Source organism: Clostridium aceticum, assembly GCF_001042715.1.
Classification (GTDB): Bacteria; Bacillota; Clostridia; order Peptostreptococcales; family Natronincolaceae; genus Andreesenella; species Andreesenella acetica.
The window spans coordinates 2,427,831-2,441,316 of record NZ_CP009687.1 but is presented as its reverse complement, the minus strand read 5'-3'; the positions used below and the strand labels follow the sequence as shown (position 1 = coordinate 2,441,316).

General features: G+C 35.6%; 13 protein-coding genes and 1 other annotated feature. All 13 genes read left to right on the top strand.

Annotated elements, in window-relative coordinates; translation table 11 throughout:
* Positions 1–6: 6 nt before the first annotated feature.
* Entirely contained in the window at positions 7–2,121 is a 2,115-nt protein-coding gene (locus CACET_RS11460) for an HD family phosphohydrolase (protein ID WP_044826270.1), read from the top strand.
* Positions 2,105–2,560, top strand: coding sequence for an rRNA maturation RNase YbeY (gene ybeY / locus CACET_RS11455; RefSeq protein ID WP_044826271.1), 456 nt, complete (start codon positions 2,105–2,107; stop codon positions 2,558–2,560). The genes CACET_RS11460 and ybeY overlap by 17 nt, the downstream gene beginning before the upstream one ends.
* Before the next feature lie 16 nt (positions 2,561–2,576).
* Positions 2,577–3,275 carry a diacylglycerol kinase gene (locus CACET_RS11450; RefSeq protein WP_044826297.1) on the top strand — a complete coding sequence of 233 codons (699 nt, stop codon included), beginning with the start codon at positions 2,577–2,579 and terminating at the stop codon, positions 3,273–3,275.
* A gap of 24 nt (positions 3,276–3,299) precedes the next feature.
* A complete protein-coding gene (locus tag CACET_RS11445; RefSeq protein WP_044826272.1) occupies positions 3,300–4,379 on the top strand; it encodes a DUF3048 domain-containing protein in 1,080 nt (359 codons plus the stop codon).
* Between the two features lie 19 nt (positions 4,380–4,398).
* Positions 4,399–4,794, top strand: coding sequence for a cytidine deaminase (locus CACET_RS11440; RefSeq protein ID WP_044826273.1), 396 nt, complete (start codon positions 4,399–4,401; stop codon positions 4,792–4,794).
* A gap of 15 nt (positions 4,795–4,809) precedes the next feature.
* Positions 4,810–5,697: a GTPase Era gene (gene era, locus CACET_RS11435; protein ID WP_044826274.1), complete on the top strand. Its 888-nt coding sequence runs from the start codon at positions 4,810–4,812 to the stop codon at positions 5,695–5,697.
* A 111-nt stretch (positions 5,698–5,808) separates the two neighbouring features.
* Positions 5,809–5,970 carry a YqzL family protein gene (locus tag CACET_RS20175; RefSeq protein WP_201774975.1) on the top strand — a complete coding sequence of 54 codons (162 nt, stop codon included), beginning with the start codon at positions 5,809–5,811 and terminating at the stop codon, positions 5,968–5,970.
* Positions 5,971–5,998: 28 nt separating this feature from the next.
* Entirely contained in the window at positions 5,999–6,739 is a 741-nt protein-coding gene (gene recO / locus CACET_RS11430; RefSeq protein WP_044826275.1) for a DNA repair protein RecO, read from the top strand.
* A 16-nt stretch (positions 6,740–6,755) separates the two neighbouring features.
* Positions 6,756–7,259, top strand: coding sequence for a DUF4342 domain-containing protein (locus tag CACET_RS11425; RefSeq protein WP_044826276.1), 504 nt, complete (start codon positions 6,756–6,758; stop codon positions 7,257–7,259).
* Between the two features lie 84 nt (positions 7,260–7,343).
* Positions 7,344–7,516, top strand: a binding site (T-box leader).
* Positions 7,517–7,570: 54 nt separating this feature from the next.
* Positions 7,571–8,968: a glycine--tRNA ligase gene (locus CACET_RS11420; protein ID WP_044826277.1), complete on the top strand. Its 1,398-nt coding sequence runs from the start codon at positions 7,571–7,573 to the stop codon at positions 8,966–8,968.
* A gap of 159 nt (positions 8,969–9,127) precedes the next feature.
* Complete coding sequence (gene ccpN / locus CACET_RS11415) at positions 9,128–9,772, top strand: transcriptional regulator CcpN (protein WP_048407539.1); 645 nt, start codon at positions 9,128–9,130, stop codon at positions 9,770–9,772.
* A gap of 10 nt (positions 9,773–9,782) precedes the next feature.
* Entirely contained in the window at positions 9,783–10,616 is an 834-nt protein-coding gene (locus CACET_RS11410) for a pyruvate, water dikinase regulatory protein (protein ID WP_044826279.1), read from the top strand.
* A gap of 143 nt (positions 10,617–10,759) precedes the next feature.
* The gene (gene ppdK, locus CACET_RS11405; RefSeq protein WP_044826280.1) at positions 10,760–13,393 is read left to right on the top strand and encodes a pyruvate, phosphate dikinase; all 2,634 of its coding nucleotides are present in this window, start codon (positions 10,760–10,762) and stop codon (positions 13,391–13,393) included.
* Positions 13,394–13,486 lie beyond the last annotated feature (93 nt).

Sequence of the window (13,486 nt, the reverse complement as noted above, 5' to 3'; positions counted from 1 at the left end):
GAAAGCATGAAATTTTTAAAGGACTGGAGAGACAAGCTTTCAAAGAACCTGATTGGAAGGTATCTGAAAACCAAAAGGTTACAGCATATACTTCTTGCTATGATTTTTTTTGTAAGTATCTTTTCTTTGCTAACATTAAGCTTAAGACCAGAAAAATTTGACCTATCCTTAGGTCACAAGGCTCCAGCAGATATTTATTCCCCTAAGGATATAGAAGATCGGTGGACAACACAAAAACTAAAGGAACAGGCATCGGAGTCTGTAGAGTTAATTTATTACTTTGATAATGGAGTTCATATTGAAGTGAAAAAAGATATTGAAAGTTTTTTTCAATTGGTTTATGGAGTAAGAGAGAATGAAGAATTAGATCAAGAAGAAAAACAAAGTATTATAGAAGAGCAAAATCACTTGAATTTAAATAAAGAAAATCTTCAAACTGCTTTAACGGCTCCTTTAGACCGACTTAATTATCTGGAAACCTATATTTATGAAATTATTGCACAAAATATGAATACAGGAATTAAGGTGGAAAACCTACAGCTGGAAAAAGGCAATATAAAGGATTATATAATAGGACTAGAAGATTTCAATGAAGCACTAAAAGAATTAGCTATTACAGTGATTCATGCTAGTATTCGACCAAATATGTTTTTCGATATAGAGGCTACGGAAAGACTTCGCCGTGAAGCTGTAGAAAGTGTTGAAAGAATTATGATAAAAAAGGGTGACCTTATACTAAGAGAAGGAGATCTTGTCACTTATGATCGCCTAGAATTACTGAGGGAATTAGCTATCTTAACAGATGATAGCAGAATAGATGTAATGCTATATCTAGGCATAGCCTTCATCGTGTTGGTGCTGGAAATTTTAATCATTGCCTATATCTATGTATTTAACAGAGAAATTTTGCAAAAAACCGATAAACTTTTAATGGCACTGATGATTATTTTAGGTACCCTTTTAATTGCAAAAGGTGTAGCTGGTATCTCTATTTATATCATACCAGTAGCAGTTGCGGCTATGCTGGTGGCGATTCTCCTTGAAGCAAGATTGGCACTCTTGGTAAATATATGTTTGACCATTTTAGTAAGCATCATAATCGGCAATGATATGATCTTCGTTGCTATGGCTATTCTAGGAGGTACAGCCGGGGTTTTTAGTGTCATTAATACACAACAAAGAGCAAATATATTTCTTTCTGGAATGATCGTTAGTATTGTCAATATTGCTACCATTATTGGTATTGGATTTATCAATAGTAACGAAGTGACGAAGGTATTAACCTATGGATTTTATGGGGTTTTAAATGGGTTATTTTGTTCCATACTAACAGTAGGGACATTACCCCTATGGGAATCTCTCTTTGAAGTGGTTACGCCACTAAAATTAGTGGAACTCTTCAATCCCAATCAACCTCTTTTGAAGAAGTTATTAATAGAGGCGCCTGGAACCTATCATCATAGTATCATTGTAGGCAACTTGAGTGAAGCAGCGGCGGATGCAGTAGGAGGCAATGCATTATTGGCAAGAGTTGGGGCTTTTTATCATGACATTGGTAAAATAAAAAGACCTTATTTTTTCAAAGAAAATCAGTTAACTTCTGAGAATCCTCATGATAAGTTAACCCCCTCCTTAAGCAGTTTAATTATTACAGGACATGTAAAGGATGGGGTAGACCTAGCCAAGAAATATAAGCTTCCATCAGAGGTAAGGGATTTTATAGAGCAACATCACGGAGATACATTGGTGGCATATTTTTATCATAAGGCAAAAAATGGAGAAAATGGCGAAAACATTGATGAACAGAGCTTTAGATATGGCGGTCCTAAGCCTCAAACAAAAGAGGTTGCTATTGTGATGCTGGCGGACTCTGTTGAAGCTGCTGTAAGAAGTATGTCCAGTCCTTCAAAGGAGAAGATAGAAAATCTTACCCATAAAATCATCCAGGACAAGCTGGAGGACGGACAGCTAGAGGAAAGTAACCTGACTTTAAAGGAAGTAGATATTATTAAAAAGACCTTTGTTAAGGTGATGTTAGGTATTTTTCATGAAAGAATTGAATATCCTGATACAGATATCAAAGAATTGAAGGGAAGAAAAACCTATGGAGCTGGAAATTGATAATAGACAAGAGATCATAGAAGTAGAAGAAACATTAGTGAAAACTTTAGAAAAACTAGTGAAGGCATCTTTAGATTATGAAGGATGGGAAACCGACTACGAAGTGAGCTTATCCTTTGTGGATAATGAAGAAATTCATGAACTGAATAAAACCTATAGAGAAAAAGATTGTCCCACAGATGTATTATCTTTTCCTATGGTAGATGATGATAGTCCTGTTCTTGAAGAAAAAATACTAGGAGATATCGTGATATCTGTAGAAAAAGCCATAGAACAAGCAAAAGAGTACGGACATTCCTTTGAGAGGGAAATGGCTTTTTTAACAGTCCACAGTATGTTTCACCTTATGGGCTATGACCATATGGAGGAAGAGGATGCAAAAGAAATGAGAGCCAAAGAGGAGGCTGTATTGCAGCAGTTGGGAATAAAACGTGAGTAAATGGGGTTGTGCAGTGATGAAGGTAAGAAAACTTATTGAAAGCTTTAATTATGCTTTTGAGGGCATTATTTATGCCCTCAAAACTCAAAGAAATATGAAGATTCACTTTTTTGCTGCTATTGTTGTTTTAGTATTAAGTTTATTTTTTGATTTAGCAAGAACAGAAATTTTGATTTTATTTCTCACAATATCTGTAGTAATTATTGCAGAAATGATCAATACTTCTATTGAGGCTGCCATTGACTTAATCACTGACAAGTATCATTTGTTTGCTAAGATTGCAAAAAATGTGGCGGCAGGAGCGGTACTTATAGCTGCGATTAACTCTATTCTTGTAGCCTACTTAATCTTTTTTCATAGAATAAATCCTTATACACATATTTTGTTGACACGAGTACGACAATCACCAATACATATTACTTTTATCGTATTAATTATTGTTATTTTTAGCACTATTGCTTTAAAGGCTTATTTTGGTAGAGGAACACCTCTACAAGGGGGAATGCCCAGCGGCCATGCAGCAGTTGCTTTCTCATTAGCTACTGCAATGACTTTTATTTCAGAAAATATGTTTATAGCAACCCTCTCTGCTTTGATGGCATTACTGGTTTGTCAAAGTCGGATAGAAGGTAAAATTCATAGTTTCTTGGAGGTTTTAGTAGGAGGCGTTTTAGGAATTGTTATAACAATTATTTTTTTTCAGATAGCGGGGTAAACATATACAAAGGGGAGATTATAAATGAAATACAATAAAATAATGATAGCTATACTTATTATGAGTTTTATGATAACCATTACAGCCTGTGGCAAGAAAACAGAAACTGATGACCCACAGGATCAACCTACGATAGAAATAGAAGTGGAGAAGATAGAAGAGGCGGTTTCCTACGAAGGTTTAGCCATCAATCCCTTAACCGGTCTATGGATTGATGAGGAGGCTGCCGAGAGGCGACCTGTAGCAGTGATGATCAATAATATAAAAGTAGCTTTGCCGCAAAGTGGTATTTCTGAAGCAGATATCATGTATGAAACCTTAGCAGAAGGAAATATTACTAGATTAGTAGCAGTTTTTCAAGATTTTGATACAAAGAAGATAGGTCCTGTAAGAAGTACAAGACACTATTATCTAAATCTTGCCTTCGATCATGATGCCATTTTCGTGCACCACGGTGGAAGTCCGCAGGCTTTTGAAGCTATAAAAAACTTAAAACCAGCTAACTTAAATAGTTTATCTGGCTTAGAGACCATCATGGCATGGCGTGATCCTGTAAGGTCAAAACAAAGAGGAATGTACGAACACAGTCTATATACCAGTGCTGAGGGCATTATGAAGGCATGGAACAATGTAGGTTATAGAGAAGAAAAAAGAGAAGACTTACAACCAAAATTCAATTTTTCTGAGGAAGAGTGGGTGCCTCAAGGAGAAAAAGCAGAAGTTGTAACAGTACCATTTTCAAATGATTATATTTCAGAGTTTCAATATGATGCTGCTACACAACAATACAAGAGATATCAATTTGGTAAGCCTCATATTGATGAAAATAATAATCAACAGCTGGAAACGAAGAATGTTATCATCCAGTTTGCTGATATTAGAGTGATTGCTGGAGATGCTGAAGGAAGAAGAGATATACAATTAATCGGTAGTGGAAAGGGTCTTTATATCTCTAATGGTATGGCTACTCCTATTACTTGGAGTAAAGGTGCTTACAATACTGCTACACAGTTTAAGGATGCAAGTGGTAATCCACTAAAAATAAATAAAGGAAAAACCTGGGTTTGTATTTTCCCAAATAATAGAGAAATTGAATTGAAGTAGTAAGAAGGAGGCAAATACTGTGGAATACAAGATATTAGTCAAGGAGGCCCTGGAGGCGCAAAAATATGCTTATGCCCCCTACTCACACTTTCCAGTAGGAGCAGCAGTGCTAACAAAATCAGGAAGAATTTATAGAGGATGCAATATTGAATGTGCTTCCTATGGAGGAACCAACTGTGCTGAAAGAACTGCCATATTTAAAGCTGTATCTGAAGGTGAGCGTGATATAGAAGCCATTGCTGTAGTAGGTGCCGCCGATGAATATACTTTTCCTTGTGGTATATGCAGACAAGTTATTGTAGAATACGGTAAAGATATTAAACTAATTATAGGAAAAACAGAAGAGGATTATAAAGTATTTACCATAGAAGAGTTATTACCGAATTCCTTTTCTCCAGAAGACCTAGAAAGATAAAGAGGAGTTGTTGCAATGAAGTTTAAATCAGGTTTTGTAACTATTGTTGGTAGACCTAATGTAGGCAAGTCTACCTTAATGAATCAAATCATCGGTGAAAAAATTGCTATCATGTCAGATAAGCCTCAGACGACTAGAAACAAAATACAGAGTGTATATACGGAAAATGACTTTCAAATTGTGTTTATCGATACACCTGGTATACATAAACCGAAACATAAGCTAGGAGAGTATATGGTAAGGGCAGCGAAGGATACCTTAGGGGAGGTAGATGCTATTTTATTTGTAGTAGATGAGAGCCCTAGCATAGGTCCTGGCGATGAGTTTATTATGGAGGTTTTAAAGGATGTTCGCACGCCTATTATTCTCGTAATGAATAAAATTGATAAAATAGATCAAGAAAAGTTTAATGCTCTTTATAGCCTCTACAAAGATAAAGAATTGTTTTCTGATATTGTAGGAATTTCTGCATTGGAAGGAGCAAACCTACAGGTGTTAATTGATAAAATTATAGATTTTCTTCCTGTTGGGCCACAGTATTTTCCGGGAGATATGATTACAGATCAACCAGAGCGATTGATTGTGGCAGAGATTATCAGAGAAAAAATACTGCACTATATCCATGAAGAGGTTCCTCATGGCGTAGCTGTGGAGACAGCCATGATGAAAAAACGAGAAGGAAAAAACATTGTAGATATTCACGCCACTATCTATTGTGAGAAAAAGTCTCATAAGGGGATTATCATAGGAAAACAAGGTAGAAAATTAAAGGGTATTGGTAAAAGTGCTCGGGAGGATATGGAAAAGCTTTTAGGTTCGAAGGTATACTTAGAACTATGGGTAAAGGTAAAGGAAGACTGGAGAAATAGTCAAAATACTTTGAGAACACTAGGATACGAATAAAAAAAACAATTACAAAATTTTCAATGCATATAAGTTCCCTTAAATCTAAAAAATATAATTAAGGAAGAATTTAATAACGTAACTTCCAAAAAAGATGAAAGGGGACTTTTCATGTTAAATAAAAAAATGTGGAACATATTTAAAAAAACCGGTAACATTGAAGCATACTTATATTGTAAAGCGTATAAGGATTATATACAATCGAAGGAAGAGGATACTGTTATACCAGAAGTGCAGTTACTAGAATCCATACAAACAAACTCTTTGTGTTAAGGATTTAAATATTTGGGAGATTAATAGAATGATTGTAAAAACAGAAGGTTTTGTTTTAAAAAGTAGAAAATATGGGGAATCTGATAGTATGTTAGTCATCTTTTCCAGGAAGCTAGGAAAAATCAATGCTATAGCAAAGGGAGCACAAAAACCTAAAAGTGCTTTAATAGCAGGGGTACAGCCTTTTTGCTATAGCGATTTTCTACTATATAGAGGAAAAAATTTATACACGGTTACCCAGTGTGAGCCTAAGGAGATTTTTTATAAATTAAGGGAAGATGTAAAAAGACTTTCCTATGCCTCTTATTTGGTAGAGTTGATAGAAGCTGTTACGATTGAAGGACAAACCAACAATAGAATGTTTAATCTATTAGGAAAAACACTGTATCTTATGACAAAATCAGATATAGAAATCAATACCATTGTTAGAAGCTTTGAAATGAATTTTCTCAATTATTGTGGTTTTAAACCAGAGTTTCACTGCTGTGTTTCTTGTAATAAAACAACCTCAGCTTCTTGGAAATTTAGTTCTCAGGAGGGAGGCCTTTTGTGTGAGAATTGTTTTTCTGTGGACCCTTATGCTATGAAAATTTCTGAAATAACCCTAAGGCTAGCGAAATACTTACAAACCAAAGAGATTACGGAAATACACAAGTTGAAAATAAGTGACTTCTTAAATGAGGCATTAAAAAAATTGTTAAAACAGTATATATTAGTACATATTAATAAATATGATTTTAAAAGCCTTGAGCTTGCTGAAAAACTATAGAGAGGAGAAAAAATCTATGGATATTAATCTTGAAAACATTGACGTTATAAGAGAGAGGACCGGAGTATCTTATAAGAAGGCAAAAGAAGCTTTAGAAAACGCAGGTGGAGATGTGGTAGAAGCCCTTATTTCTTTAGAAGAAGAAAGTACTAGTAAGTGGACAAAAAATATGGGGGCCACTGGAAATGAAATTATTGAAAAATTAAAGCGAGTGATTGAAAAAGGAAATGTTACAAGAGTCATTTTAAAAAAAGACGACGAAGTGATGCTAAACATTCCCATAACCGCCGGTGCTATAGGTGTTGTTTTGGCACCGCTAGCTTCATTACTTGGCATTTCTGCTGCATTGGTGACAAAGACCAAGATTGAGATTGTGCAAAACGATGGGAAGGTGCTGGACTTAAACGAAATTGCGGAAGAAAAAGTCGGGGACTTTAAAAATATGATGAAGGGTGATCCAACAAAAGAAGATATAGATGATATTTTAGATGATTTGGATCAAAGCGGAGCAGATTTTTAAAAAATTCTATTGACAATATTAAGTTTATTTGATAAATTTTATATTAAAAATATATAGATATATCTTTAGATAGCTATCTATAACATAACAGCAATGAGAAAGAGGAGTAGTTGAAAAGAACACTTAAGCGAGCTGGGGAAAGTGAAAGCCCAGTGTGGTTCATCAATGAAGGGCACTTTTGAGCTAAATTACACAAAGTGGATACAATATGTATCAACTAGGGTGGAACCGCGGAAGAAAAGTCTTTCGTCCCTAATTTTAGGGATGGAGGGCTTTATTTTTTTAAAAAAAATTCAATAGGAGGCGTTATTATGACAAAGGAAAAGACAATGGAAAAAATCGTATCTTTAGCAAAATCTAGAGGGTTTATCTTTCCTGGTTCTGAGATATATGGAGGTTTGGCAAATACATGGGATTATGGTCCACTAGGAGTAGAGTTAAAAAATAATGTAAAAAAAGCATGGTGGAAAAAGTTTATTCAACAAAGTCCCTATAATGTTGGATTAGATGCAGCTATACTGATGAATTCTCAAACATGGGTGGCATCTGGTCATGTAGGGGGATTCAGTGATCCTTTAATGGACTGCAAGAAATGTAAAGCTAGATTTAGAGCAGATAAATTGATAGAGGATTATTTATTTACGAAGGGAGAAGACCAAGGAGAAGAGGCAGTTGACGGTTGGAGCAATGAGAAAATGAAGGCATTTATCACGGAAAAAGAAATTCATTGTCCAGAGTGTGGCGCCGATGAATACACAGATATCCGTCAATTTAATCTTATGTTTAAAACTTTTCAAGGGGTAACAGAGGATAGTAGCACACAGATTTACTTGAGACCAGAAACAGCTCAAGGAATTTTTGTGAACTTTAAAAATGTCTTAAGAACTTCTAGAAAGAAGGTTCCTTTTGGTATTGGACAAATCGGTAAATCCTTTAGAAATGAAATTACACCAGGAAATTTCACCTTTAGAACAAGAGAATTTGAACAAATGGAATTAGAATTCTTCTGTAAGCCAGGGGAAGATTTACAGTGGTTTGATTACTGGCTAAAATATTGTAAAAACTGGTTGCTTGATTTAAACATGAGGGAAGAAAATATCAAGTTAAGGGAACACTCTCAAGAAGAACTTTCCCACTACAGTAACGCTACTGTAGATATTGAATTTAAATTTCCTTTTGGCTGGGGAGAGTTATGGGGTATAGCCGACAGAACAGATTTTGACCTTAAGCAGCACAGTCAACATTCAGGTGTAGATTTCACTTATCAAGACCCAGTAACCAATGAAAAGTATGTACCTTATTGTATTGAGCCTTCTTTAGGCGCAGATAGAGTAACACTGGCATTTTTAGTAGATGCCTATGAGGAAGAAGTCATCGATGAAAATGATACAAGGGTTGTTCTAAAACTGCACCCTGCACTAGCTCCTTTTAAAGTAGCGGTGTTTCCGTTAACAAAGAAACTAAAGGAAGAAACATTAAAGTTGTTTGAGAAATTATCAGAAAAATATATGGTGGACTATGATGAAGCAGGAAGTATTGGTAAAAGATATCGCCGCCATGACGAAATAGGTACACCTTATTGTATAACTTTTGATTATGATTCATTAGAGGACAATTGTGTAACGATCAGAGATCGAGATACAATGCAGCAGGAAAGAATCTCTATAGATCAATTGGAAAATTATTTAGAAGAAAAACTAAAATATTAATTGAAATAAAGCAAAAATCAGTTGGCATGCTAATCTCAACTGATTTTTGTATATAACAGAAAATTTTTTTATGTATAACACAAAATTACTATAGCAAAACTAATTTAAATGTGGTAAATTATTTATATAGTATAACATATATATTAAATAGAGTAACACATACGAGGTGATACCTATAGAGTTTACAACAAGACAAAAAAAATTATAAAGATCGTACAGGAAAGTGAGCCTATAACAAGTCAAGAGATTGCGGAGTTACTAAAGGTCACAAGAGCAACCCTCCGCCCGGATTTAGCCATATTAACCATGTCGGGCACTTTGGATGCAAGACCGAAGGTGGGTTACTTTTATAGTGGAAAACCAGATATAAATCTTATATCTCAGGAAATTAAGGGGATCAAAGTAAAAGATATCATGTCAATACCAGTGGTGGTTACAGAGGATATGTCGGTCTACAATGCTATTGTAACCATGTTTTTAGAGGATACTAGTTCTATCTATGTAGTTTCAGATGGTTCTTTAGTAGGTGTGATATCTCGGAAAGATTTTTTAAAAAATGCAATAGGGACCATTGACATAAATAAAGTACCAGTAGCTATGATTATGACCCGTATGCCGAATATAGCTACAACTTCACCAGAAGAAGATGTGCTGGTGGCGGCAAGTAAAATCGTAGAACATGAAGTGGATAGTCTACCAGTTGTAGAAAAAGTCATGAGGCATGAGAAACAAAAGTTGAAGGTAGTAGGAAAAATTTCTAAAAGCAATATGACAAAATTACTTGTAGAACTTTGCAAAGAGTAGGAGGAGTTTTATGAATCAAGAGAATTTACTGATATATCTTGTATCAGACTCTATAGGAGAAACTGCTGAACAAGTGGCAAAGGCTGCTATTAGTCAATTTGTATTTCAGGACTATGAAATAAGGAGATTTCCTTTTATAAATGAAAAACAGCAGATTATGGAAATGCTGGAAGAGGCCAAACAAGGAAGATCAGTTGTAGTATTTACCATGGTGGTACAGGAGTTAAAGGATTATTTAATAGAAGAAACCGCTAGATTGAATATCCCTAGTATTGATATTATGTCACCTGTTATAGCGGGATTCGGCGGTGTACTTGGTGCAGTCCCTAAAAGAGAACCAGGACTTATAAGAAAATTGGATGAAAAGTACTTCAAGAAGGTAGAGGCTATTGAATTTGCAGTAAAGTATGATGATGGTAAAGATCCTAGAGGATTAAAAAAAGCTGATATCGTTCTAATAGGAATTTCTAGAACTTCTAAAACACCATTAAGTATGTACTTAGCTCATAAAAACCTAAAGGTTGCTAATGTACCTTTGGTGCCAGAGGTAACACCGCCTAAAGAATTATATGATGTGCCTTCTAAAAAAATCATAGGCTTAACTACGAATCCTATGAAACTTATTGAAATTCGGCAAGAAAGATTAAAGGCACTGGGACTAAAAAGTGAAGCCAATTATGCCAGCATAGAAAGAATTTTAGAAGAGTTAGAATATGCTGACAATATTATGAAAAGACTAGGATGTCCAGTCATCGATGTTTCCACAAAAGCGGTAGAAGAAAGTGCCAGCATTATTCTAGAAATACTTAGGGAGATTGGCTATAAACTAACCAATGGAAAATAAAAAGTCTTGTTAAGAAATCATAGTATAAACTTAAATTGATGATTTAAAAGCTTCTTTTCAGTATGATAAGTGATAAATTAGATTGATGTTAGTAATTTCATGATAATATTAAAAAATAATTACATAAAGCGGGGGTGTAGTTCATGAAAAAGTTTGTATACGGTTTCCATGAGGGAACCGCTGGGATGAAATCATTACTAGGTGGAAAAGGTGCTAATTTGGCAGAAATGACCAGAATTGGCTTACCTGTTCCCAGTGGCTTTACTGTAACAACAGAAGCGTGTAATCAGTACTACGAAGAAGGCGCTAAGTTGTGGAATGGCTTGAAGGAAGAGACCTTACAACATTTAGCAGAATTAGAAGAAAAAATGGGAAAAAAATTGGGAGCTGTTAAAAATCCTTTATTGGTATCCGTTCGTTCTGGTAGTGCTATATCTATGCCTGGAATGATGGACACCATATTAAACCTAGGTCTAAATGATGCTTCCGTTGAAGGGCTAGCAGAAGGTACTGCAAATCCAAGGTTTGCCTATGACAGCTATAGACGTTTTATACAGATGTTTTCGGATGTTGTATTAGAGATTCCTAAATATAAATTTGATGCTATTTTAGATAACAAGAAAGTTGAAAAAAATGTAGAAGAAGATACAGATCTAACTGCAGAAGACTTGAAGGACATTATAGAAAAATATAAAGCAATAGTAAAAAAAGAGTGTCGCGCTGATTTTCCTCAAGATGTGAAGGATCAGTTATTTATGGCAATTGAGGCTGTATTTAAGTCTTGGAACAATCCAAGAGCCAATGTCTATAGAAAACTCAATGATATTCCTCATAGTTTGGGAACTGCTGTAAATATTCAATCTATGGTATTTGGAAATATGGGAGAAACTTCAGGGACAGGTGTAGCCTTCACGAGGGATCCTTCCACTGGGGAGAAAAAACTGTTTGGAGAGTTTTTGATGAATGCTCAAGGAGAGGACGTAGTAGCAGGAATTAGAACACCAAAGCCTATTCTTGAATTGCAAAATACTATGCCACAAGCTTACGATAAATTTCTTGAAGTTGCCAACCTTTTAGAAGAGCATTACACAGATATGCAGGATATTGAATTTACTATAGAAAATCAAGAATTATATATACTACAGACCCGTAACGGTAAAAGAACAGCTTTAGCTGCAGTAAATATAGCAGTAGATATGGTGAAGGAAGGTAGATTAACTAAAGAAGAAGCCATTTTAAGAGTGGACCCGCTACAAGTAGAACAGTTGCTGCATCCAGCCTTTGATGAAAAAGAGTTAGAAAAGGGCAAAATTATTACAAAAGGGTTACCGGCTTCTTCAGGAGCTGCTACCGGTAAAATCTATTTTACTCCAGAGGATGTAGTGGAGGCAAACAATAGGGGAGAGAGAGCGATCCTGGTGAGGGCTGAAACCTCACCAGAAGATATAGAAGGTATGGTGGCATCACAGGGTATTTTGACGGCAAGAGGAGGAATGACTTCTCATGCAGCGGTAGTAGCAAGAGGTATGGGTAAATGTTGTATCGCAGGAGCAGGAGAAATGAAGATTCAAGAAGCCAATAAAATCTTTATGGTAGGTGAAACAGTATACCATGAAGGAGAATATATTTCGCTAGATGGTAATGAAGGTATTGTATACGAGGGAGAAATAGCTACAAAAGAATCTCAGCTAACAGATAACTTTTTAGAGTTAATGACATGGGCGGATGCTATAAGAACCTTAAAAATTAGAACCAATGCTGATACACCAAGAGATACGAAGCAAGCCATTGAATTTGGTGCCGAGGGTATTGGACTATGTAGAACAGAGCATATGTTCTTTGAGGAATCTAGGATTTTTGTGATGCGTAAGATGATTTTATCAAGAACAGAAGAGGAAAGAAGAAAAGCCTTAGCAGAGCTATTACCAATGCAGCGGGAAGACTTTGTAGAAATCTTCAAGGCAATGGGAAATAGACCTGTTACTGTTAGATTACTGGACCCACCATTACACGAGTTTTTACCTCATGAGGAGGAAGATATTCAACAATTGGCACAAAAAATGCAAGTTTCCTTTACTCAGCTTCAAGGAGTAGTAAATGACCTAAAGGAAATGAATCCTATGCTGGGACATAGAGGATGTCGTTTGGCGGTTACTTATCCAGAAATTTATGAAATGCAGGTAAGAGCTATCATAGAAGCGGCAGTGATAGTAAAGGAAGAAGAAGGTATAGATGTTGTACCGGAAATTATGATTCCATTAGTGGGTGAGTTGAAAGAGCTTCAGTACAATAAGGAAATCGTGTTGAAAATTGCTAAAGAAGTATTAAGTGAAAAGGAAATCCCGCTTCAATATTTAGTAGGAACCATGATAGAAGTTCCTAGAGCTGCTGTTACAGCAGATGAAATAGCTACAGAGGCAGAATTTTTCTCCTTTGGCACCAATGACTTAACACAGATGACCTTTGGATATTCTAGAGATGATGCAGGGAAGTTTATTAAGGAGTATAGAGAAAAAAATATACTAGAAAAAGATCCTTTCCAAAGGATTGATAGAAAAGGTGTAGGTAAACTGATGGAGCTTGCCTCTAAGCTAGGTAAAGAAACCAGACCTAATATCAAGCTTGGGATTTGTGGAGAGCACGGAGGAGATCCTGACTCTATAGAATTCTGCCATATACTAGGGCTAGATTACGTTTCCTGTTCACCTTACCGTGTGCCGGTTGCTAGATTGGCTGCTGCGAGGGCGGCGATTATCAACAAGGAACAAGCGAAGTAAGGATTTAAAAAGGATGTTTAAATCTTTGGAATCCTTATAAATAAAGGGTTTAGAGGAATTAGTATACAAACAGGTAAGGGTATTATTTCTTAG

Excerpts from the sequence above, each read along its gene's own strand:
- CACET_RS11460 (WP_044826270.1), top strand. The coding sequence starts at position 7 with ATGAAATTTTTAAAGGACTGGAGAGACAAGCTTTCAAAGAACCTGATT.
- ybeY (WP_044826271.1), top strand. The coding sequence starts at position 2,105 with ATGGAGCTGGAAATTGATAATAGACAAGAGATCATAGAAGTAGAAGAA.
- CACET_RS11450 (WP_044826297.1), top strand. The coding sequence starts at position 2,577 with ATGAAGGTAAGAAAACTTATTGAAAGCTTTAATTATGCTTTTGAGGGC.
- CACET_RS11445 (WP_044826272.1), top strand. The coding sequence starts at position 3,300 with ATGAAATACAATAAAATAATGATAGCTATACTTATTATGAGTTTTATG.
- era (WP_044826274.1), top strand. The coding sequence starts at position 4,810 with ATGAAGTTTAAATCAGGTTTTGTAACTATTGTTGGTAGACCTAATGTA.
- CACET_RS20175 (WP_201774975.1), top strand. The coding sequence starts at position 5,809 with ATGTTAAATAAAAAAATGTGGAACATATTTAAAAAAACCGGTAACATT.
- recO (WP_044826275.1), top strand. The coding sequence starts at position 5,999 with ATGATTGTAAAAACAGAAGGTTTTGTTTTAAAAAGTAGAAAATATGGG.
- CACET_RS11425 (WP_044826276.1), top strand. The coding sequence starts at position 6,756 with ATGGATATTAATCTTGAAAACATTGACGTTATAAGAGAGAGGACCGGA.
- CACET_RS11420 (WP_044826277.1), top strand. The coding sequence starts at position 7,571 with ATGACAAAGGAAAAGACAATGGAAAAAATCGTATCTTTAGCAAAATCT.
- CACET_RS11410 (WP_044826279.1), top strand. The coding sequence starts at position 9,783 with ATGAATCAAGAGAATTTACTGATATATCTTGTATCAGACTCTATAGGA.
- ppdK (WP_044826280.1), top strand. The coding sequence starts at position 10,760 with ATGAAAAAGTTTGTATACGGTTTCCATGAGGGAACCGCTGGGATGAAA.